Origin of the sequence: Deefgea salmonis, from assembly GCF_020531905.1 — a bacterium.
Lineage (GTDB): Bacteria > Pseudomonadota > Gammaproteobacteria > Burkholderiales > Chitinibacteraceae > Deefgea > Deefgea salmonis.
On sequence record NZ_JAJAWG010000011.1, the window covers coordinates 23,467 to 46,566 of the forward strand.

Annotated in this window: 23 protein-coding genes; 9 read left to right on the forward strand and 14 right to left on the reverse strand. The window is 47.5% G+C overall.

Annotated elements, in window-relative coordinates; genetic code table 11:
* Nucleotides 1-20 precede the first annotated feature (20 nt).
* The 10 genes from LG219_RS13190 to ffh form a co-directional block, all read right to left on the reverse strand.
* A complete protein-coding gene (locus tag LG219_RS13190) occupies nt 21-2,711 on the reverse strand; it encodes a nitrate reductase (RefSeq protein ID WP_226764944.1) in 2,691 nt (896 codons plus the stop codon).
* Nucleotides 2,712-2,806: 95 nt separating this feature from the next.
* Entirely contained in the window at nt 2,807-3,130 is a 324-nt protein-coding gene (gene nirD / locus LG219_RS13195) for a nitrite reductase small subunit NirD (RefSeq protein WP_226764945.1), read from the reverse strand.
* Between the two features lie 164 nt (nt 3,131-3,294).
* Entirely contained in the window at nt 3,295-5,727 is a 2,433-nt protein-coding gene (nirB, locus tag LG219_RS13200; protein ID WP_226764946.1) for a nitrite reductase large subunit NirB, read from the reverse strand.
* Nucleotides 5,728-5,807: 80 nt separating this feature from the next.
* Nucleotides 5,808-7,010, reverse strand: a complete 1,203-nt coding sequence (locus tag LG219_RS13205; protein WP_226764947.1) for a nitrate/nitrite transporter — start codon at nt 7,008-7,010, stop codon at nt 5,808-5,810.
* A 302-nt stretch (nt 7,011-7,312) separates the two neighbouring features.
* The gene (locus LG219_RS13210; RefSeq protein ID WP_226764948.1) at nt 7,313-7,882 is read right to left on the reverse strand and encodes an ANTAR domain-containing response regulator; all 570 of its coding nucleotides are present in this window, start codon (nt 7,880-7,882) and stop codon (nt 7,313-7,315) included.
* Between the two features lie 247 nt (nt 7,883-8,129).
* Complete coding sequence (gene rplS / locus LG219_RS13215; RefSeq protein WP_226764949.1) at nt 8,130-8,510, reverse strand: 50S ribosomal protein L19; 381 nt, start codon at nt 8,508-8,510, stop codon at nt 8,130-8,132.
* A gap of 45 nt (nt 8,511-8,555) precedes the next feature.
* Nucleotides 8,556-9,317 carry a tRNA (guanosine(37)-N1)-methyltransferase TrmD gene (trmD, locus tag LG219_RS13220; RefSeq protein WP_226764950.1) on the reverse strand — a complete coding sequence of 254 codons (762 nt, stop codon included), beginning with the start codon at nt 9,315-9,317 and terminating at the stop codon, nt 8,556-8,558.
* A 32-nt stretch (nt 9,318-9,349) separates the two neighbouring features.
* Complete coding sequence (gene rimM / locus LG219_RS13225; protein ID WP_308444087.1) at nt 9,350-9,892, reverse strand: ribosome maturation factor RimM; 543 nt, start codon at nt 9,890-9,892, stop codon at nt 9,350-9,352.
* A 3-nt stretch (nt 9,893-9,895) separates the two neighbouring features.
* Complete coding sequence (rpsP, locus tag LG219_RS13230; RefSeq protein WP_173532418.1) at nt 9,896-10,138, reverse strand: 30S ribosomal protein S16; 243 nt, start codon at nt 10,136-10,138, stop codon at nt 9,896-9,898.
* A 196-nt stretch (nt 10,139-10,334) separates the two neighbouring features.
* Nucleotides 10,335-11,678, reverse strand: coding sequence for a signal recognition particle protein (ffh, locus tag LG219_RS13235; RefSeq protein ID WP_226764951.1), 1,344 nt, complete (start codon nt 11,676-11,678; stop codon nt 10,335-10,337).
* Nucleotides 11,679-11,760: 82 nt separating this feature from the next.
* On the opposite strand from ffh, the gene LG219_RS13240 reads away from it, so the two are divergent.
* The 8 genes from LG219_RS13240 to LG219_RS13275 all read left to right on the forward strand — a co-directional run bounded on the left by LG219_RS13240 (nt 11,761) and on the right by LG219_RS13275 (nt 19,117).
* Nucleotides 11,761-12,570, forward strand: a complete 810-nt coding sequence (locus LG219_RS13240; protein ID WP_226764952.1) for a cytochrome C assembly family protein — start codon at nt 11,761-11,763, stop codon at nt 12,568-12,570.
* 287 nt (nt 12,571-12,857) lie between these two features.
* Nucleotides 12,858-14,561, forward strand: a complete 1,704-nt coding sequence (gene pilB, locus LG219_RS13245; RefSeq protein ID WP_226764953.1) for a type IV-A pilus assembly ATPase PilB — start codon at nt 12,858-12,860, stop codon at nt 14,559-14,561.
* 13 nt (nt 14,562-14,574) lie between these two features.
* On the forward strand, nt 14,575-15,798 hold the full coding sequence (locus tag LG219_RS13250; RefSeq protein WP_226764954.1) for a type II secretion system F family protein: 1,224 nt from the start codon (nt 14,575-14,577) through the stop codon (nt 15,796-15,798).
* Between the two features lie 4 nt (nt 15,799-15,802).
* Nucleotides 15,803-16,654, forward strand: coding sequence for a prepilin peptidase (locus LG219_RS13255; RefSeq protein WP_226764955.1), 852 nt, complete (start codon nt 15,803-15,805; stop codon nt 16,652-16,654).
* Nucleotides 16,655-17,269 carry a dephospho-CoA kinase gene (coaE, locus tag LG219_RS13260; RefSeq protein WP_226764956.1) on the forward strand — a complete coding sequence of 205 codons (615 nt, stop codon included), beginning with the start codon at nt 16,655-16,657 and terminating at the stop codon, nt 17,267-17,269.
* Nucleotides 17,270-17,287: 18 nt separating this feature from the next.
* Nucleotides 17,288-18,085 carry a cell division protein ZapD gene (zapD, locus tag LG219_RS13265; protein ID WP_226764957.1) on the forward strand — a complete coding sequence of 266 codons (798 nt, stop codon included), beginning with the start codon at nt 17,288-17,290 and terminating at the stop codon, nt 18,083-18,085.
* Nucleotides 18,082-18,276, forward strand: a complete 195-nt coding sequence (locus LG219_RS13270) for a DNA gyrase inhibitor YacG (protein ID WP_226764958.1) — start codon at nt 18,082-18,084, stop codon at nt 18,274-18,276. The genes zapD and LG219_RS13270 overlap by 4 nt, the downstream gene beginning before the upstream one ends.
* 82 nt (nt 18,277-18,358) lie before the next feature.
* Nucleotides 18,359-19,117 carry a GNAT family N-acetyltransferase gene (locus LG219_RS13275; protein WP_226764959.1) on the forward strand — a complete coding sequence of 253 codons (759 nt, stop codon included), beginning with the start codon at nt 18,359-18,361 and terminating at the stop codon, nt 19,115-19,117.
* Between the two features lie 60 nt (nt 19,118-19,177).
* Here the strand turns inward: LG219_RS13275 and LG219_RS13280 are convergent, their stop codons facing one another.
* A complete protein-coding gene (locus LG219_RS13280; protein ID WP_226764960.1) occupies nt 19,178-19,993 on the reverse strand; it encodes a symmetrical bis(5'-nucleosyl)-tetraphosphatase in 816 nt (271 codons plus the stop codon).
* Between the two features lie 29 nt (nt 19,994-20,022).
* On the opposite strand from LG219_RS13280, the gene LG219_RS13285 reads away from it, so the two are divergent.
* Entirely contained in the window at nt 20,023-20,907 is an 885-nt protein-coding gene (locus LG219_RS13285) for an HDOD domain-containing protein (protein ID WP_226764961.1), read from the forward strand.
* 131 nt (nt 20,908-21,038) lie between these two features.
* Here the strand turns inward: LG219_RS13285 and rplQ are convergent, their stop codons facing one another.
* Genes rplQ through rpsD form a run of 3 tightly spaced genes read right to left on the reverse strand, consistent with a single transcriptional unit; the run spans nt 21,039 to nt 23,098 of the window.
* Nucleotides 21,039-21,428 carry a 50S ribosomal protein L17 gene (gene rplQ, locus LG219_RS13290; protein WP_173532428.1) on the reverse strand — a complete coding sequence of 130 codons (390 nt, stop codon included), beginning with the start codon at nt 21,426-21,428 and terminating at the stop codon, nt 21,039-21,041.
* A gap of 28 nt (nt 21,429-21,456) precedes the next feature.
* Nucleotides 21,457-22,440 carry a DNA-directed RNA polymerase subunit alpha gene (locus tag LG219_RS13295; protein WP_173532429.1) on the reverse strand — a complete coding sequence of 328 codons (984 nt, stop codon included), beginning with the start codon at nt 22,438-22,440 and terminating at the stop codon, nt 21,457-21,459.
* A gap of 34 nt (nt 22,441-22,474) precedes the next feature.
* A complete protein-coding gene (gene rpsD, locus LG219_RS13300; RefSeq protein WP_027469947.1) occupies nt 22,475-23,098 on the reverse strand; it encodes a 30S ribosomal protein S4 in 624 nt (207 codons plus the stop codon).
* Between the last annotated feature and the right edge of the window lie 2 nt (nt 23,099-23,100).

The window sequence follows — 23,100 nt, forward strand, 5'->3', positions numbered from 1 at the left end:
AAAACGCTGCGCTTCAGGCGTTAACAGACTAATGCGGTTTGGCAAAGCCGAGTTAACTCAGGGATACAAGATCCACACACGCTGCCGCAACCGAGTTTGGCTTTCAATTGCGCGACGTCAGCCCCCTGAGTGACTTCAGCCAGAATTCGCGATTCGCGGACATACAGGCACTGACAAATCACGCGATCATTTGCCACGGCTTGGCCTGGCGTAAACACGCGGATGCGGGGCCCGGTCCAGACCAAGCCAAGCTGGGCAATCAGCGCGGCGCTGCCGGCAATATCGCCCGCCAGTACAAACCCTCGCAATACCGCGTCATCCGACCAAGCGACGCGCTTGATGACGCCACGTTTGGCATCTTGATATTGCAGCACATTGGCGCTGGGCTGCAGTTGCAGCGCAGTAAATAGCCGTTCCAACCAGCCTTCGGGTGCCGCCATATCGGCGACGCGCAGCACCAGCAGCGGATTTTCTCGGCCTTGCAAACTCACGCTGGCGTAAGCGCAGGCTTGCAATAAGGGCTGCACGATGGCGTGTAAGGCGAGAATATCGCCACCAGCAACATCTTCCACCGACATTGCCGCGACCAGCCGCCAAGGTAGCTCGGCTTTTTCTACGCGAACAGCGGCGTGTTTTAGCTCGGGTTGCGCGGATTTAGCGTCCACCGCACTGCTACAGACCTCATTAATCCCGCCACTATTTAAAAATTGCCCATTCCAATGCATCGCGGCAAACACCGTGCCCGAGGCAACCGAATCGGCGATGTCCAAAGGCAAAATCAAGCTGCCGCGTTTGCTACTCACTTTGAGCAAATCACCGGCTTTGAGACTGCGGCGCTCAGCATCGAGCGGATGCATCGTTAATGCCGGTTCGGCGCTGTGCTCAAACAGGGCCGGTACACGACCGGTGCGGCTCATGCCATGCCATTGATCGCGCAAACGGCCGGTAATTAAATGAAATGGAAAACGCGAATTGGTCGCCTCAGCAACTGGTAAATATTGCACCGCATGAAAATGCGCTTTGCCATCGTGAGTGGCAAACACACCGTCGGTATAACGCCGCGCTTGGCCGTGTGACGCGTCAGCGGGGAACGGCCATTGCTGCGGACTTGTCGCCAGTTGGGCATAACTGAGTCCGCTAATATCTAAATCACGACCCTGTGTTAATAAGCGATGTTCATTAAAGATCATTTCGGTATCGACATACGGAAACAGCGTCGGTTTATCGGGCCGCAAGCGCGCTTCAATCCGCTGTGCAACCGCAACGGCAATTTCCCAATCGGCCTTGGCTTCACCGGGCGCAGCAACGGCGGCGTTCACGCGTGAAATCCGTCGTTCCGAATTGGTCACGGTGCCGGATTTTTCGCCCCAACTGCTTGCGGGCAAGACCACATCGGCAAAAGCAACGGTGTCGGTATTGATAAAAGCGTCTTGTACAACAACCAGCTCGGCAGCTCCCAAGGCCAAACGCACATGGGCAAGATTGGGTAAGGAATGCGCCGGATTGCTGCAAACGATCCAAATCGCTTTAATCTTGCCCGCTTTAATCGCGTCAAACATCGCAATCGCCGGCAGGCCCGGTTGAGCGGAAACTGAATCGACGCCCCATAGCGCGGCGACTTCGGCGCGGTGTTCGGCATTCGCAATGTCACGGTGCGCGGCCAGCATCGTCGCCATGCCACCGACTTCACGCCCGCCCATCGCATTGGGTTGGCCAGTCAAAGAGAAAGGCCCCGCGCCGGGTTTACCAATTTGGCCGGTGGCCAGATGCAGATTAATCAGCGCCAGATTTTTGTCCGTGCCATGACTGGATTGATTGAGGCCCATGCAATACAAAGACAGCGCCGCTGGGCTAGCGCCAAACCATTCAGCGGCAAGCCGCAAGTCTTCTTCTAAAATACCGCAAATTTCGGCGACCATTTTCGGGGTGTAATCGCGCACCATGGTTTTCAGTTCGGCAAAACCGGTGGTATGCGCGGCGATAAATTGCGGATCGGCCAGCCCTTCCCATAGCAAGTGATGCAACATGCCATTGAATAGCGCAACGTCAGTGCCGGGTTGAATTTGTAAATGCAGGTCCGCCATTACGGCGGTATCGGTGCGGCGCGGATCGATCACAATCCATTTCACCGCTGGATTGGCGGCTTTGGCCGCCGCCAATCGACGAAACAACACCGGATGCGCATACGCCATATTGCTACCGGCAAACAGCACCGTGTGTGCTGCTTCCAAATCGTCGTAACACGTCGGCGGGCCGTCAGCGCCGAGCGCCATTTTGTAGCCCGTCACTGCGCTCGACATACACAGCCGCGAATTGGTATCGATATTGTTGGTGCCCACCAAACCCTTCGCCAGCTTATTAAAGACGTAATAATCCTCGGTCAGCAATTGCCCTGAGACGTAGAATGCAACGGCGTCAGGGCCGTGTTGTTCGATGATGTCGGCAAAGCGCTCGGCGACAGAATCCAGCGCCATCGCCCAATCGACACGTTCACGCAGCGCATCACGCGTCAAACGCAGCTCGGGGTACAGCGCGCGATTGGTGAGGCTGGCCGCGCTTTGGGCCAGTGACAAGCCCTTAGTACACAGCTGCCCCCAATTCGCAGGATGCGCAGGATCGCCTTGCACGCCGGTGATTTGATCCGCCGTCGATTCAATCAAAACCCCACAGCCCACGCCGCAGTAACAACAGGTCGATCGCGTTATGGCCATGGTTTTACTCCTTGATCATCATGGATTAAACAACATACCTATACCATCTATTGAGCTGTAGCCATTGCTAAACAAAGGCTACATCAATATACCCATCAAAGAGACAAAAACACCTGCCCCTCTTCGAGCTTGCTCGGAAAGCGCCGTGCACAGCCTTGATCGGGCGCACGCGCTTGGCCGGTTTTTAAATCGATATTCCAGCTATGCAGTGGGCAAGTGACTGATTCGCCGTGCACGATGCCTTGCGACAGCGGCCCGCCTTTGTGCGGACAATGATCGAGCAGCGCAAACACCGTATCGTTCGCAGTACGAAACACCGCGATATTGCCGCTAGGATGCTCGACGACGCGGCTACCGAGCATAGGGATTTCGTCGATATGGCAAACAGAAATCCAGGTTGGATTGGCTTTCATATTCATTTTGTGGTCCTTGTTTAAAACAAACCTTTCGACGCAGAGGCGCAAAGGCGCGGAGAAAACCTTAAAACGTAAATTAATTAAGTCATTAACTCAGTCGTTAAACCTTATTTCTACTGGTTTTTTCCTCTGCGTCTCCGCGCCTCTGCGTCGGGTTTTAATGGTTTTTACGCAATCACCTTAATCGGTATGAATTCCCGTTTCGCTTTGCCGGCAATGCGTTCCGCCCATGGGTCGCGTAGGCCGTCCAGTGAGTACAGCAATCGCTCAAATAAGGCTTGGCGATTGGCGGCGTCCTCGACGACTTTGGCTTTGACATAATCAAGGCCAACGCGGGCGATGTAGTGCACGGTGCGATCGAGGTAGTAGGCTTCTTCACGGTACAGTTGCAAAAATGCGCCGCTGTATTCCTTCACTTCGTCAGCAGTTTTCACTTTGCAGAAAAACTGTGCCACTTCGGTTTTGATGCCACCGTTGCCGCCGACATACAGCTCCCAACCGCTTTCCACCGCGATCACGCCAACGTCTTTAATCCCGCTTTCGGCGCAGTTTCTTGGGCAGCCGCTGACCGCCAATTTGACCTTGTGCGGCGACCACATATTGGCGAGCATGGTTTCGAGGTCAATCCCCATTTGCGTGCTGTTTTGCGTGCCAAAACGGCAGAACTCACTGCCTACGCAGGTTTTGACGGTACGGATTGACTTGCCGTAAGCGTGGCCCGATTGCATGCCCAAATCGGCCCAGACATTGACGAGGTCTTCTTTTTTAATCCCCAATAAATCGATGCGTTGCCCGCCGGTGACTTTGAGCAGCGGCACGGCGTATTTGTCGGCGACATCGGCGATGCGGCGCAGCTCGGACGCATTGGTGACGCCGCCTTTCATTTGCGGAATCACCGAAAAGGTGCCGTCTTTTTGAATATTGGCGTGGACGCGTTCATTCACAAAACGGCTTTGTGGATCGTCGACCGACTCATGCGGCCACGTCGAAAGTAAGTAGTAATTGACCGCTGGGCGACATGTGGCGCAGCCGTTTGGCGTGCGCCAATCCATGAATTCGTACACCTGAGCATGATTGAGCAAATGGTGCTGCTTGATCGATTGCCGCACTTGCGCGTGGGTATGGTCGGTACAGCCACAAACTGCTTTGGTTTTAGGCGTTTCTTGAAAATGCGTGCCCAAGGTATTCATCAGAATTTGTTCGACTAAGCCGGTACAAGAACCACATGAGCTGGCCGCTTTGGTGTGTTTTTTAACATCGTCGACCGTGAACAGCCCTTGCTCATTAATGGCTTTGACAATGGTGCCTTTGCAAACGCCATTACAGCCGCACACTTCGTCTTTGTCTTGCATCCCACTAACACGACTTTGCCCTGCGACGCCGGCGTCTCCGACACTGCTCTCACCAAACATCAGGTGATCGCGTAGATCGCTGATATTGCGCCCGTCGCGTAATAGCTTGAAATACCACGCGGCATCCAGCGTGTCGCCATACAGGCAAGCGCCAATCAGTTTGTCGTCTTTGATGACCAGTTTTTTGTATACGCCGCCAGCGGGATCAGACAACACGATTTCTTCTGCCTCGTCGCTGCCCATAAAATCACCGGCCGAAAATAAATCGATGCCGGTGACTTTCAATTTGGTCGAGAGTATCGAGCCTTGATATTGGCCATAGCCCATCAGCGCCAAATGATTAGCGGCCACTTTGGCCATTTCAAACAGCGGTGCGACCAAGCCATAGGCAGTACCACGGTGATTGACGCATTCGCCAACCGCATAAATCCGTGGGTCGTAGGTTTGCAGGGCATCGCTAACGACAATGCCGTTTTTACAATGCAAACCAGCGGCAAGCGCCAATTGGGTATTAGGCCGAATACCCACCGCCATGACCACCAAATCCGTCGCAATTTCAGTACCATCGCTAAATCGAACTCCGCACACATCGCCCGCAGCATTGCCGATAATCGCGGCCGTTGATTGCCCGAGCAAAAATGTCAGACCCCGTTCGCGAAGTGATTTTTCAAGTAGTTTGCCTGCGGCCACGTCTAACTGACGATCAAGCAACCAATGCCCGAGATGGACCACGGTGACCGCCATACCGCGTAACATCAGGCCATTGGCGGCTTCTAATCCCAGTAAGCCACCACCAATAACGACGGCGGTTTGCTTGGTTGTTGCCGCATGAATCATCGTATCGGTATCGTAAATATCTCGATAACTCAATACACCGTTTAAATCCTTTCCGGGAATAGGCAACATCACTGGCGTCGAGCCGGTTGCCAGCAATAATCGATCGTACGGCGTTTCGCTGCCGTCATCCGCAACCACAACTCGGCGAATCCGATCAATCTGGGTAATGGCTTTGCCCATATGCAAAGTAATATGGTTTTCAGCATACCAATCGACGGTATTGAGCACGATTTGGTCAAATGTTTGCTCGCCAGCGAGTACCGGGCTAAGCAAAATACGGTTGTAATTTGGATGGGGTTCAGCACCAAAAACGGTGATGTCGTAATGATGTGGGGCCAATAGCAGCAATTCTTCTACAGTGCGGATACCGGCCATGCCGTTTCCAATCACAATCAATTTAGGTTTCGACATGGTCGGGATCTCTTCAGGTTGATATTAGGTATTGATCTACATGCGTTTAGATAAAAAGACTTCAAAGCAATACCTAGGGATTAAATCCTTGCCTGTGCTAAACCCATGCTGCTGCGCCAACGGACTTTGACTTCTGATAAGCCATACCAAGCGCCTAAAGCCAATACAGAAAACAACCATAAACCCAAGGCATAACTGCCCGTGCCTTGCTTCACCACCCCTAAGCCAGCAGCCAAGAAAAATCCCCCAACACCACCGGCCATACCAATTAAGCCCGTCATCACGCCTAAATCCTGATTAAAGCGCTGTGGCACCAATTGAAATACCGCCCCATTGCCCGCGCCCAAACACAGCATCGCAGCAATAAATAAGCTTAATGCGACCGTAGAGCCACCCCATCCCAAGCCAACCAGTCCAATCAATATGCTGCAAGCGATATAAACCATTAACAAGGTGCGTGTACCACCGATCCGATCGGCAATCACGCCGCCCAGGGGCCGCATCACCGAACCGGCTAAAACGCAGGCGGCGGTATACCAACCGGCAACTTGCGGCGTGAAATTAAATTGATCATGAAAGTAACCGGGTAAGGCGCTAGCAAAACCGGCAAATCCCCCGAAAGTGATGGCATAAAAGCCCATAAACAACCACGCATCACGCTGGGCAAGAACCTCAATATACGACTGCCATTTCTTTGGGGTCGCGGCCCCTGGCGCGTCTTTGGCCATCATGCAATACAAGCAAAATACGAGGATTAAAGGAATCAGCATCACGCCAAACACATTGGTCCACCCCACTGCCAGCGCCAACATTGGCGCGAACAAAGCCGCTAAAACCGTGCCTGAATTACCCGCCCCCGCAATGCCCATCGCAGTACCTTGATGCTCAGGCGGATACCACCGTGAAGCCAGTGGTAGAGCCACCGCAAAAGCCGCACCGGCAAAACCTAGAAACAGTCCAAGCAACAAAGCTTCATTCAAGCTGTGGATGCCCAAACGCCAAGCAGCCAACATCGCCAGCATGACGATAACTTGGGCAATCAGCCCGGTACGTTTTGGGCCAATTTGATCGACTAAGATCCCCAAAACTAGACGCAGCAAAGCGCCAGCTAAAATGGGGGTTGCAACGACTAAACCCCGTTCTTGCGTGGTTAAATTCAGTGCCGTCGCGATTTGAATTTGCAGCGGCCCCAATAAATACCAAACCATAAAACTTAGATCAAAATAAAGAAAGGCCGCCAATAACGTCGGCGTATGCCCTGCACGCCAAAAATTGCTTTTCATGATGTTGTCCTCGCAGCGTTCTATCGTTCACTAGCACCCCAAAGGAGCACTACACTTTGCAAGGCCATCGTTGGCCCCAAGCTCTAACACGTCGTTGTATTAGGTGATTGGAAGATAGCAAGGAGCATGCCATTGCGATAAATTTAAATTTTCAGCTAGAAATCAAGCAGATATGCACTGAGCTCGGTTTTTATAAAAATAAATAGCGATTCAGTAAGCACTAAAATGCGGCACTGCAACATACAATGCACCGCAATCGATCAAGCAATGCCAAAGTGAGACACGATGTGTTTATTTCGAGATTACGCGTCCATCCAGCTGGCGAGCGCTAAAACTTGCCGCGCAGCATCTGCTAACTTAATCCCTTGTTTCATCGCCTGATTGCGTAAAGCGACAAACGCTTGTTGTTCGCTCATATGCTGTTTATCCATTAATAAACCTTTCGCTCGATCAATGATTTTTCGTTCAAGCAATTGGCATTGAGCTTGCTGAAGTTGCGCTTGCCAGTGGCGCTTTTCTTCAAAGCGCAGCGAGCCAAGCAATAACTCTGCAGCTAAACGCTCGGCTCGCCAATCATTAAGCACATACGCACTCACCCCAAGCGAGAGCGCCATACGAATTAATTCACGTTCATTGCTGGTAGAAAATAGCAGTATGGGTTTGGGCGTTAAATGCAGTTGCTCTAACGAACTAAACAGTGCTGCAGAGAGCGTTAGCGAACGAATTAATAAAAAATCGGGCTGCTCACGCGCAAATATCGCAGGCAAAGAATGGGCGGTTGCGCGCTCTGCAACCCATTGATAGGCTGCAGGGAGTATCAGCCAATCTGCGTCTGCGGCAACACCGTCATCGATATAAAGCACTTTTAACATGATCTAAGCCCATCAATACACTGCAATGCGGTGATTCCAGCAAAATGCATGCCATCGAGCGATTAGATTACATCGACGGCAAATCAGGGCTCGAAATCAACGGCGATATCGATTAAGTCGAGCACACTTAAAATACTCATCAAAAAACAACGTTCGGCGGTCCTCAAACGAAAAAAAACCCGCATTAGCGGGTTTTTGCTGCGCTACGCTGGGTAGCTTGCACTGTTGAGTCGTTGTGAAAAAGCGATTACGCCTTAGCAGCAACCACTTTACGTGCTGGCAATTTTTCCTTAATACGTGCAGATTTACCTGAACGATCACGGAGGTAATACAATTTAGCGCGACGAACATCACCACGACGCTTAACTTCAATTGAAGCTACGAGTGGAGAGTAAGTTTGGAATGTGCGTTCAACGCCCATACCAGAAGAAATCTTACGCACGATAAAGGCGCTGTTCAGACCACGGTTACGTTTAGCAATAACAATGCCTTCGTAAGCCTGTAGACGTTCACGAGTACCCTCTTTCACTTTTACGCTAACGATAACGGTATCGCCAGGTGCAAAATCAGGGATTGCTTTGTTCAAGCGAGCAACTTCTTCTTGCTCAAGAATTTGTAACAAATTCATTTGGATACTACTCCGTATGTGAAACCGTACCTTCCACTCAAAGGTTTAATCCATTGAGCTTGCTGAATGTTCAGTTTTGAATTCAGCCAGAAGACGAGCTTCCTCTTTAGTTAACTGACGACCTTGCAGCAAATCTGGGCGACGCAACCAAGTACGTCCCAAAGACTGCGTTAGGCGCCAGCGCCTTATTGCGGCATGATTACCTGACATCAAGACATCAGGAACGATCATATCGCGATAATTTTCGGGACGGGTGTAATGCGGGCAATCGAGCAACCCATCCACAAAAGAATCTTCCACCGCACTGGCAGCGGTATTTAATACCCCTGGTATCAGACGGGATACGGCATCGATTAAGATCATCGCGGGCAATTCGCCACCCGATAAAACATAATCACCCACCGAAATTTCTTCGTCGACTTGCGATTGAATCACTCGCTCATCAACGCCTTCATAACGCCCACATAACAAGACCAAGCCTGGCATTTTCGCCAAAGCTTCAGCTTTTTTATGCGTTAGCGGTGCACCTTGCGGCGACAGATAAACCGTATGTGGCACGACACCTAATTCACGCTGATGTTGCTTTGCAGCGATCAACGCTTCATCTAAAGGTGCAGCGAACATCACCATGCCAGGACCACCACCGAAAGGGCGATCATCAACACGATGATAATTATCCGTGGTGTAATGCCGCGGATTCCATGTTGTTAAGCCGATTAAGTTTAATTCTACTGCGCGCCGAGTGACCCCGTGCGCACTGATGGCATCAAACATATCCGGAAATAAAGTAACAACATCAAATTGCATGCAAACCCAAGTACCGTGCCAAGGAATCAGGATTAATAATCCAGACCCCAGTCCACGCGCATCAAACGCGTCTCAAGATTGACATCAAGCACAACGTGTCCAACAAAAGGCACAAGGCGCTCTGTTGTTTCATCTTTCACAACGATGACATCGTTTGCGCCTGTTTCAAACAGCTTCTCAATAACACCCAAGCGCTCGCCTTGCTCATTAAATACCGCCAAGCCAATTAAATCGGCCCAGTAGTACTCACCTTCTCCGGCGGCAGGCATGCTGCTACGCGGAATCGAAATTTCGCAACCTTTGAGTGCAAATGCCGCATCACGGTCATTTACTCCTTCGAGCTTGGCACCTAATTTTTTAGGCTGCACATGCGAATCAACGACGTTGTAAGCACGGAAAACACCGTTTCGGCCTAGCCACCAGACTTTGTAGTCGAGCAAACTATCAGCGTGTTCGGTATCCGCGACGAGGCTAATCCAGCCTTGAATGCCAAAAGCCCCGTTCACATAGCCCATCGATACCAAGTCATTGGGTATCTCAGTTGCAGAGTGCGAGGCCTTAAGATTGTTTGACACTGATTACTTAGCTGCGTTTTTGATCAAACGAGCAACAGTATCAGAAGGCTGAGCGCCAACACCTAACCAGTAAGTTAGACGATCTTGAGTCAAACGAACGGCTTCTTCAGCGCCGCGAGCTTGAGGATTGTAGAAACCTACGCGCTCGATGAAACGACCATCGCGGCGGTTGCGCGAATCAGTCACAACGATGTTGTAGAACGGGCGATCTTTTGCGCCACCACGAGCTAGACGAATCACGACCATAATAAAACCCAATATTGGTAATTAGCAGAAAGGCGGCGATTCTGCCAGAAATCGGCGTTCACTGCAAGGACGAGCAGCGATTATGTTCTAAACGGCGATGGTTTATTGCTACAGCATTGCGGCTTTAAAACAATTGCCATATGGGTATCAAACTGAAGCCCAAATAAAGCAAGGGCTACAATTAAATACCCATAAATTACATACCAGGCATCATGCCTTTTAAACCGCGCATCATTTTCATCATGCCGCCACCCGAAAACTGCTTCATCATTTTTTGTGTTTGCTCGAATTGCTTCAGCAAACGATTGACTTCTTGTACCGTTACCCCAGATCCAGCCGCGATTCGGCGTTTGCGACTGGCTTTTAATAGCTCAGGTTTACGGCGCTCGAGTGGCGTCATTGAATTGATAATGCCTTCAATCCGTGCCACCGATTTATCGTTCACTTGGCTGTCGGCCATCGCTGCCATATTGCCAGGCAATTTATCCATCAAGGCCGACATCCCGCCCATTTTTTTCATTTGCTGAATTTGGGTTTTAAAGTCTTCTAGATCAAATCCTTTACCGGATTTGACCTTTTTCATCATTTTGAGTGCTTCGGCTTCATCAACTGAATTTTTAACGTCTTCAATCAACGAGAGCACATCCCCCATACCGAGCACGCGGCTGGCCATCCGATCTGGATGGAATGGCTCTAACCCGGTGAGTTTCTCTCCGGTACCTAAGAATTTAATTGGCTTGCCGGTTACGTGCCGCACTGAAAGTGCCGCACCACCACGCGAATCGCCGTCCATTTTGGTCAGAACAATACCGGTCAACGGCAAGGTTTGATTAAAGGCTTGCGCGACATTGACCGCATCTTGACCTTGCATTGCATCAACGACAAACAGCGTTTCAACCGGATTTACTGCCGCATGCAGGGCTTTAATTTCAGCCATCATCGCTTCATCAATTGCGAGACGACCAGCCGTATCAACGATTAATACATCATAAAAATGCCGTTTCGCATGATCAATCGCCGCCAAAGCGATATCTACCGGTTTTTGACTCACATCCGAAGGGAACCAATCCACCGTTAATTGATTAGCCAAAGTCTTGAGCTGCTCAATCGCCGCTGGCCGATAGACGTCAGTCGACACCAACAGGACTTTTTTCTTCTGCGTTTCTTTGAGTAACTTGGCTAACTTGCCCGATGTTGTCGTTTTACCGGCGCCTTGTAAGCCCGCCATTAAAATAACGGCAGGTGGCACCGCGGCCAAATTCAGCGCATCATTTTGCGCGCCCATCAATTTGGTGAGTTCTTCGTAAACGACACCAATTAAGGCTTGCCCAGGCGTTAAGCTACCAACAACTTCTTGGCCTTCTGCGCGAACCTTAACATCAGCAATAAATTGTTTGACCGCCGGCAAGGCCACGTCGGCCTCGAGCAACGCCATGCGAACTTCGCGCAGCGCATCCTTCATATTGTCTTCAGTCAAGCGGGCGTTACCGCGCAGCGTTTTAACTACACCACCCAAGCGGCCGGACAGATTCTCAAACATGCGTTACACCTTTAATACGGTTGATGCCGATTCGGCACCGACTCTGTTAGACTAAACAATTCACATTTTACCCTGATTTGACGTGCTCACCCTGCTTACCCTACTGACCTTCACGATTTACTTGATCCTCGGCTGGCATTTTTGCCAAATCCGGCTGACCGGGCAAGCGGCTGCACGCCATTTCCCAGAAACAATTTTATTGCTAGCGGGGCTGTGCATCCACGGCACAGTGGTTCTACTCCCGTTTATTAGCAGTCAGCAACTGCATTTTGGCGCGGCCGAATCTTTATCGCTCACCGCTTGGCTAAGTTTGCTGATTTATATTGTTGGTCGGCGATATTGGCAGCTCGATGGCCTAGAGCCGCCATTATTCGCATTTATCAGCTGTTTTATACTATTGTCGATGCTGCTTCCTGCCGGGCACTTGATCACTTACGTGCAAAACACCCTGTCTCGCAGTCATTTTTTACTCGCGATGCTGGCGCAAGGTTTGATCGTCAATGCGGCTGCGATTGCCATTCTAATGCGTTTTTCCGACCGCAATCTGCACGGCAACAATAGAAAAATTTTAGTCCGCACCTTGCCGTCCTTGCTCACGCTAGAACAATTACTGTTTAGCTGCATTACGCTGGGATTTATTTTATTGAGCGCGGCACTCATTACTGGCGTGTATTTTTCAATACAACACAGTGGTTTATTACTGACATTTTCCCACAAAACTATTTTTGCCTTCATGTCTTGGGCTATTTTTGGGACGCTGCTAGCGGGCCGATTATTGTATGGCTGGCGCGGCCGTTTTGCAGCCAACTGGGCTTTGGCGGGATTCATCTTATTATTTCTTGGTTATATTGGCACACGTATTGCCCTAGAAGTCTTTATTCAAAAAGGCTAGGCGAACATACCTCATCCAACACACCAAACACCTGCAGCAGACCAACAAGCAGCATGCCGGTCCAGAGGGTGCACATCGATACCTTAACGGGTCCAGCGATAAAATATTCGCAACTAATACACAACAAAAACGAAGATTAGAGACCCCATTCAAGTCAATGCGAAGATCTGCACGCCGTCGATCTATAGACATCTGCTAGACTAGGGTTGTGATTTGAAGAAAAAATAAGATTTCTAGTAAAATTCTCATTACAAAACGACTAACGGCCTTGGAGAAACTCAGCGCTTATGACTGCCCCCCTTATTTCTGGGCTCGCACGGCTTTTGGTGCAACACGGCCGTTTAATCGAAGCTGATGCCGAAATGCTGCAGACTACAGCTGCCACAAATAAAACCTCGTTCATCGAGCAGTTAATTCAAAGTAAAAAAATGTCGGCGCGAGATATTGCCGACTTTTCGTCAAAAACCTTTGGCTATCCTTTACTCGATCTGGATCGGATTGACCCTAGTTATATCCCTCAAGGGGTACTCGATAGCAAAGCCATGCAAGCGCAGCGCCTCGTCCCGCTCTACAAGCGAGGCACTAAATTATTTGTGGGCATCTCTGATATTACCAATATGGCGGCAGTGGAAAACGTTCGTTTTCAAACTAATGCCCAAGTCGAACCCATCATTGTCGAAGACCCCAAGCTCGCGGTTTTACTCAATAAACTGTTAGAAGCGAGCGGTGCCAATCTCAAAGATATGGTGATTGATGAGGCTGATTTGGAAATGGCCGGCGGCGACGATGCGCCCGCTCAAGATACCGCAGCCAATCTAGAAATCGATGACGCCCCAGTTGTTAAGTACCTACAAAAAATCTTAATGGATGCCATTAATCAAGGCGCATCGGATATCCACTTTGAGCCTTACGAAAAATTTTTCCGCGTACGTTATCGTGTCGATGGCGTGTTGCGTGAAGTTGCAACGCCGCCACTGGCGATCAAAGAAAAAATCTCCTCCCGCATTAAAGTAATCTCCAAGCTCGATATTTCAGAAAAACGCGTCCCACAAGATGGTCGAATGAAACTCGTTTTATCCAAAAGCCGCGCGATTGATTTTCGGGTATCAACCTTACCCACCATGCACGGCGAAAAAATCGTCATGCGGATTTTAGATCCATCGTCAGCGACGCTTGGCATTGACGCACTGGGCTACGATCCGGACCAAAAAGCCACCATCCTCGAGGCGATTCATCGCCCCTATGGCATGGTGTTAGTGACCGGCCCAACAGGCTCGGGCAAAACCGTATCGCTATATACCTGCTTGAATTTACTCAACAAACCTGACATCAATATTTCTACAGCAGAAGATCCTTGCGAAATTAACTTACCCGGTATTAACCAAGTTAATGTGAACGATAAGGCCGGTTTAACTTTTTCTGCCGCGCTCAAAGCCTTCCTACGGCAAGATCCTGACATTATTATGGTCGGTGAGATTCGTGATTTAGAAACGGCAGACATTGCGATTAAAGCCGCCCAAACCGGACATATGGTTTTTTCTACCCTGCATACCAACGATGCACCAACCACATTAACCCGAATGCTCAATATGGGCATTCAACCCTTTAATATTGCCTCTTCGGTGATTTTAATTACCGCTCAACGTTTGGCGCGGCGCTTGTGCAGCTGCAAGCAGCCGGTTGATATTCCAACCGAAGTCCTACTTAATGCTGGCTTTGATCAAAGCGATCTCGATGGTACATGGCATAGTTACGGCCCTAATGGCTGTGAAATATGCAAAGACAGTGGCTACAAAGGTCGTGTCGGCATTTATCAAGTAATGCCCATTACCGATGAGCTCAATCGAATTATTATGACCAATGGCAATGCCATTGATATTGCCGACCAAGCACGTCGCGAAGGCGTACTCTCTTTACGTGAAGCGGGCTTAAGAAAAGTAAAACAAGGCCTCACTTCTTTAGAAGAAATTATGGCTGTTACCAACGAATAACAAGGAGGCCCGCATGGCAGTCCAAAAAAAAACAATCGCGGTCAAAGAATTTAATTACCACTGGAAAGGCAAAGATCGTACCGGCAAGGCGGTGAGTGGTGAAATGCGTGCCAGCGGTGAAGCGGTCGTCAAAACCACCTTACGCCGTCAAGGCGTCAATATCGCGTCGGTTAAAAAAGTCCGTATTCCTGCTGGACGAAAAATCAGCGAGCTGGATATTGCCATGTTTACGCGGCAATTGGCCACCATGCTCAAATCGGGCGTACCACTCCTCACCGCGTTTGATATCGTCGCCAAAGGACATGGCAATCCTTCCGTCACCAAATTACTGCTCGACATTAAAACCGACATTGAAACGGGCTCATCGCTCACACAGGCTTTCCGTAAACACCCTCTGCAATTTGATGCTCTGTATTGCAACTTAGTACAGGCTGGTGAGCAAGCCGGTATTTTGGACGCCCTGTTGGCTCGATTAGCCACTTATAAAGAGAAAATTCTGGGGGTTAAGAAAAAAATCAAATCCGCGATGTTTTATCCCACCGCGGTTATTGTTGCGGCCTTTGTGATTACCGCAGTCATTATGATTTTTGTTATTCCCGCATTTAAAGACCTATTTTCAAGTTTTGGTGCCGATCTTCCCGCTCCAACATTACTGGTGATGGCAATATCTGATTTTTTTGTTTCATATTGGTTTCTTATTTTTGGCGGCATATTTGGTGGTTTCTGGCTATTTATGAACGCTTGGCGGCGCTCAGAAACAATGCAAATTTTTATGGATAGACTGATCCTAAAATTACCGATTTTTGGTGAAATCGTCAAAAATGCCACCATTGCTCGCTGGACTCGAACCCTCGCCACCATGTTTGCCGCGGGGGTGCCACTGGTTGAATCTCTTGAATCAGTCGGGGGCGCTTCAGGTAACTATATTTACAAAATAGCGACGAAAAAAATTCAATCCGAAGTCAGTACCGGCACCAGTTTGACGGTTGCGATGCAAAACGCAAATGTGTTTCCCAATATGGTGATGCAAATGACCTCAATTGGCGAAGAATCCGGCTCGCTCGATGCGATGCTCAGCAAAGTAGCCGATTACTACGAAGAAGAAGTTGATAATGCGGTTGAAGCATTATCTAGCTTAATGGAGCCGATCATTATGGTGGTGCTCGGCACTTTGATTGGTGGCCTAGTGGTGGCAATGTATCTGCCTATTTTCAAAATGGGTGCGGCGGTTGGTTGATTTTATGAATTCTTCAATTGAAATTTCTATGTTTATTTTTTGCATCGCGGTACTTGGTTTGCTCATCGGTAGTTTTTTAAACGTAGTGATCCATCGCCTACCGATCATGATGGAGCGTGAATTCAAACAAGAATGTACCGCACTCCTCAATGAGCCAATATCTATCCCTGCAGCTAAATATAATTTAGTCGTTCCACGCTCAGCGTGTCCAAAATGCGGACATCAAATCACCGCTCTCGAGAACATTCCAATTCTGAGTTGGCTACTGCTGCGTGGCCAATGTCGACAGTGTAAAAACAAAATCAGTGCGCGCTATCCACTGGTAGAGTTAATGACCGCACTGATTTCAGGAGGACTGGCCTGGCATTTTGGCTATAGTGCCCCGCTCATTGGCGCTCTCATTCTGGCGTGGTTCTTAATCACACTCATCATGATTGATGCCGACACGTATCTGCTGCCTGATAGTTTGACATTGCCATTGATTTGGATTGGATTAATTTTCAATAGCTTTAGCGTCTTTACCTCCCTAGAAAGTGCAGTATATGGCGCAATCGCAGGATACATATCGCTTTGGCTCGTATACTGGGCATTTAAATTAATCACTGGCAAAGAAGGGATGGGCTACGGCGATTTTAAATTACTTGCCGCGCTGGGAGCTTGGTTTGGTTGGAGCATGATCCCAATGATTATTTTATTGTCTTCTTTTGCTGGTGCCGCAATCGGCATTGTGATGGTTTTAGGGCAAAATCGAGGCTGGAATAAGCCGATGCCATTTGGCCCCTACCTTGGTGTTGCCGGCTTACTGGCTTTGATTTGGGGCAAAGATCTGTCGCTCATGCTGTATGGAATGGCATAAGTGCACGTCGTCGGCATAACGGGCGGCATTGGCAGCGGCAAAAGTAGCTTCTGCCATGCATTTATACGCCTAGGCATCACGGTCATTGATACTGACCAGCTTGCCCATCAGTTAACGCAGGCCGATTCATCTGCGATGCCCTTGATTTTAGAGGAATTTGGTGCGCCTGCACTGCAAGAGAATGGCGCACTGAATCGTATTTGGATGCGGCAACATGTTTTTTCTCATCCAACAGGCAAACAAACCCTAGAAAAAATACTCCATCCTCTGATCTATACAATGGCTGCAGCGTTAATTCAAAATGAAAGTCCAGAACAAGCCTATTGCATTTTGGCGGTTCCTTTACTCTTTGAAACTCAATTATTTCAGAACCTAATTGATTATTCGATTGCAATCGATTGTGAAGAGTATTTACAAATTGAACGTGTTAAAACTCGAAATCATTTATCTGAAATTGAAATCAAAAAAATCATTGCCACGCAAATAAGTCGTGAACAACGAAACCAATATGCTGATGAAATCCTCCGCAACGACGGGACATTGAAGGATATCGAAGCGAAAGTGTCGCAAACACATGATTTTTTGCTGCAAAAGTTTAAATCAATCAAACAATAGGTTTTCAAATTGTAGTGTATGCTGCAAAATTGCAAATCTTTACCGGACCTATGCATTGTGATCAGTTACGAATTTCCGATCAATGAGAGAATACGAACCCTTCTTCGGCTCGAAGATCTCTATGTCCGCACCGAAGAGTTCGCTTCGCGAGAGCAGCCTATTGATCATCACATGGCTTTACTTGGTATTTTCGAAATTATGGAGGTGGCCAGTCGTGCTGATTTAAAATCTGATTTACTCCAAGAGCTAGAACGGCAGCGGCAAACGCTACTCGCCCTTCGCAACAACCCACATATTTCTGAGGATGCTTTAGATCGAGTATTATTAGATATCGAATCTACGCATGCTCGCCTTTTAAATATGACCGGCAAATTAGGACAATACCTGCGTGAGAATGAATGGCTAATGGCAATTAAGCAACGTAGCTCTATTCCTGGTGGCGTTTGTGAATTTGATTTACCCTCTTATCACTATTGGCGTACTCAAGCAGCAGAAAGACGAAAAAATGATTTAGCTCGCTGGCTAAACCCATTAATGCCAATTAAGCAGGGTCTAGATATTGTGCTTAAATTACTCCGTGATTCAGCAAAATCTAGTCACTTTATTGCAAAATCCGGTTCGTTTCAGCAGATGTCTGGCGGTAAAACAGTTCAATTACTCAAAGTTAGTTTAAATAGCGACTTACCCGCCATCCCAGAACTTTCTGCAAATCGATATGCCATTAATATTAGATTCGTCGTACCAAGCACTAGCGGCGAAAGAGCCAAAGTGATTGATAGCGATGTGTCGTTTACTCTTGCTTATTGTAATTTATGAAAAAAATAATTAAATGTCCTTCCTGTGGGCATAGCACACCCTACTCACCAGACAATGCCTTTCGACCTTTTTGTTCAGAACGCTGCAAACTAATTGATTTAGGCGCATGGGCATCAGAGTCTTATCGAGTTCCGGATGAATCTAACCCGCCAGAATTACTTGAACTAGATCCATTCAAACTAGATGACTAGTTCGTAATCACAAATTCATCCATATATCACAGCCGTGTAATACGAGACTAGTAATTTGAACTCTCCAATCAGGAGAGTTACTATGCAGCTCGAAAACACATGTACTACTCACGGCAAAAAAGCTCGAAAACTAACTGTTTCTATCGCCAACAATCAAGAGACGATCAATGCGGCTCAAGCACTACGGTATAAAGTTTTTGTAGAGGAAATGGGTGCACAGCTACCCAGTAAATTAAGCGGGCTTGATCGCGACTTATTTGATGACTACTGTGACCATCTTGTTGCCCACGATGAAAGCTCCGGCGAAGTAGTCGGCACCTATCGCATACTCCCCCCCCACCAAGCTAGAAAAGTGGGCAGTTACTACTCTGATACCGAATTTGATTTAACACGACTACAACACATCCGACCGCAACTTGTAGAATTAGGTCGAAGCTGCGTCCATCCAAAATATAGAAATGGTGCCACTATCACATTGCTATGGGCTGGAATAGCAAAATACATGGCTGAGAATAATTACCAATACATGATTGGGTGCGCCAGTGTCTCGCTCATTGACAATGCGCATACTGCTATTAATTTATATTCACAAATTGCCAACACATCGCTAGCTCCAATTGAGTGGCGAGTATTTCCTCGGATGCCACTACCAATACCGAACCAACATCACACCAAACCAGTTGAAGTGCCTGCACTCATAAAAGGCTATCTAAGAGCGGGAGCAATGATTTGTGGAGAACCCGCATGGGATCCAGCATTTAATACAGCTGATTTTTTAATGTTGCTCCCCACAAAGCAACTCAGCGAACGATATGCACAACACTTTTTCACGAATAAATAATCTGCTTACCAAAAAAACCTACTGCACAATAAGAATTGGATATAAACAATTACAAAAAAATCATTCAAAGATACATTGGCAATCATGTTCGGAAGGTACTTGATATAGATGCCCATCATCCAAACATAGTGCGGTTAGTTGCCCTCCCCAAATACAACCGGTATCCAGACTGGCAAATTGCTGATTAACCATTAAACCTAGAGTCGACCAATGCCCAAATACAATTCGTTTTGCAGCATCGGACTCAACCATATACCATGGAATTAATGGCCCAGGAGAGTTTGCTATATCTCCTTTAAATTTAAATTCTAACGCCAATCGATCTAACATTCGCATTCTTGTAAATGAGTTAACCCCAAATCGAAACTCAGACTCTGCTGTGAGGCCAGCATCCCACGTAGCGGGGGTATTCCCATACATGATCTGCAGCCATTGGTGGAATTGATCCGATGATAATTTTTCATTACAGCTTTCGGCAATCCGCAATGACTCATCCATCGAAATAGTTGGATTTATTCCAGCATGACAAATATAACAATCCATTAGCTCGATCATCAAGGGCTGTTTTCTTAACCAATGAAGCAAGTCATCGACATCTGCAGCATTTAATATTGAGTCCAGTGTATCTAGTTCTTTTACTGATGATACCCCAGCCCAGCATGCCAGTAGATGTAGATCATGATTACCAAGTACCACTTCTATTGCCGGATAGAACGACTTAGCAAGTCGTAAAACTTCTAAAGACTGAAGGCCACGATTAACCAAGTCACCAACAAGATAGACTTTGTCAGAATCTGGATTAAACTGGATAAGTGAAAGCAAGGATCTCAACTCGGAATAGCATCCTTGTATATCGCCAATAGCATAGCGTGCCATATAAAACTGCCTTTCAAAAGAATAAGATAATGATGCAGAACAATCCGAAAAGTGCAACCAGCTGGGTCAATACTATCAGTCAGATTGACATACCAATACTTGCCAGTACTCAAGAGCATATCACTAAGTTGCGCAGTAATATGGAGTGTATTGATCTACGAGACCTGGCTTTTGTAATCGGGCATGATCCATTATTAAGCCTGAAGATGCTAAAGCATCAAGCGGTTAGACGAAGTCCACAGCAAACAACGGATATCACCAATATTGAAAAAGTACTTTTGATGATTGGTGTAAAAGAATTTTTTGAAATAATACGTGACTGCACAATTTTAGAAGAAGAACTATCGAAGAATACCGACACATTACAAATATGCCTTAAAACCTGTGCTAGAGCGTATTATGCAGCACGGCTCGCTGAAACCATGAGTAAATTTCGACGTGATATAGATCCCAAAGAAATAATAACCGCAGCTTTGTTACACGAAACAGCTGAAGTTTTACTGTGGCTAGCCGCCCCTGAGTTAATGCTCGAAATTCGAGATACTCTAAAAAACAATCCTGAGATTAGAAGTAAAACAACACAAAAAAAAGTTTTAGGCTGTACCGTTAATGAATTACAGCAAGAATTAATCACGCACTGGCATTTGCCTAAAATATTGCTCCATCTTATAGATGAAAGCTATATCAATGATCCAAGAGTTATTTTGGTTCTAACTTCTACATCAATAGCCAGACATACGGAATGGAGTTGGAATCAAGAATTAAATTACATCGACATTGAGAAAAGCGCAAAACTATTACAGATTAGCAACGATGAAGCACATACTGTCATCGTTAATACCGCGCTCAAAACAGCGAAAGAATGGCGCTGGTATCAAATAGAAACAGCCGCAGCTAGAATTATCGAATATTAATAAATAAGCACATACTATGGTACCAAGACAATACTACACGAGACTTTATTAAATAAGCACAAACATTAATTTTAAAAAAAATTTAGTCAAAAAAAAGGCCAACAAAGTTGGCCTTTTTTTTTAAAACTATTTTATTCAGCAGCGTCTACAGCTTCAGCTTCTTCTGGACGATCGACAAGTTCAACATATGCCATAGGAGCATTGTCACCCTGACGGAAGCCGCACTTCAAGATCCGAAGGTAGCCACCGTTACGCGTAGCATAACGTGGGCCTAGAATATCAAATAATTTAACTACAACTTCACGATCACGAGTACGGTCAAAAGCCAAACGGCGATTAGCCAAACAAGGTTTTTTACCTAAAGTAATCAACGGCTCTGCAACGCGGCGTAATTCTTTAGCCTTTGGTAGAGTCGTTTTAATAACTTCATGCTTCAACAACGAGTTTGCCAAGTTGCGAAGCATAGCAAGACGATGACTTGTCGTGCGGTTCAGTTTACGATTAGAAAGACGGTGACGCATTTGTCAGTTCCTTTACTAGTGCCGGACTTCAAGGCTTATCTAAGCCAGCCGGAGGCCAGTTTTCTAGGCGCATGCCGAGGCTAAGGCCCTTCGAAGCTAGCACTTCTTTAATCTCATTCAACGATTTACGACCCAAATTCGGAGCTTTTAACAACTCAGTTTCTGTTCGCTGAATCAGATCGCCAATGTAATAGATGTTTTCCGCTTTGAGGCAATTTGCCGAACGTACTGTCAACTCAAGATCATCTACCGGACGTAACAAAATAGGATCTATAGTAATCGTAGGTTCTGCAACTGTAACTTCTGGCGTACCTTCCAAGTCAGCAAATACACCGAGCTGGTCAATCAACATCCGAGCGGCTTGGCGAACTGCCTCATCCGGCTCAATCACGCCATTAGTTTCAATGTCGATAATCAAGCGGTCAAGATCGGTACGCTGTTCGACACGAGCACTCTCTACATGATAACTAACACGGCGAATCGGGCTGAATGAAGCATCCAACATAACCGTACCAATGGTACGACCCTCTTCCTTATTCAATCGAGCAGGAGCTGGTTGATAACCACGACCTTTTTCGACTGTAATTTCCATGTTTAACTTACCACCAGCAGAAAGATGAGCAATCACATGTTCTGGATTGATCACTTCGACATCATGCGGCAGCTGGATGTCGGACGCCGTCACGATACCCTCACCCTCTTTTGAAAGGGTGAGAGTAACAGAGTCCCGACCATGCAGCTTGAGCACAACGCCTTTAAGGTTCAGTAAGATGTCTACGACATCTTCCTGTACACCATCCAGCGCGGAGTATTCATGCACAACACCTTCAATCTTTACTTCTGTCGGAGCAAAACCCGGCATAGAAGAAAGTAAAATTCGGCGTAATGCATTACCGAGCGTATGGCCATAACCACGCTCAAAAGGCTCCATTACAACTTTAGCATGTGCCGTAGCAACAGTCTGTACGTCAATAATGCGCGGTTTGAGCAAGTCGTTTGCGTTGATTTGCATAAGTCAGTATCCCTTGCCTTAGCGGGTCAGGTTATTACTTGGAATAGAATTCCACCACTAACGATTCATTAATATCGCTAGATAGATCGGAACGCTCTGGCATATTCTTAAATACACCTTCCATTTTCTTAGAATCAACCTGCACCCAATTTGGGAAACCAATACCTTCTGCAAGAGAAAGAGCCTCTTGAATACGTACTTGTTTCTTAGACTTCTCACGTACAGCAACCACATCACCAGCTTTCACTTGGAAAGAAGGAATGTTTACAGGCTTGCCATTTACAGTGATTGCTTTATGGGAAACTAGTTGACGAGATTCCGAACGAGTCGAACCGTAGCCCATGCGATAAACAACATTATCGAGGCGGCTTTCGAGAAGCTTCAACAGATTTTCACCTGTAGAACCCTTGCGACGAGCTGCTTCATGGAAATAACCACGGAACTGACGCTCAAGAACGCCGTAAATACGACGGATCTTTTGCTTTTCACGCAGGTGAACGCCGTAGTCCGACTGACGCGTATTTTTCTTCGCGCCATGCTGGCCTGGGGCTTGTTCCAGCTTGCATTTGCTATCGAGCGAACGACGCGCGCTCTTCAAGAACAGATCCGTTCCTTCGCGGCGTGCGAGTTTGCACTTAGGTCCAATATAACGAGCCATTT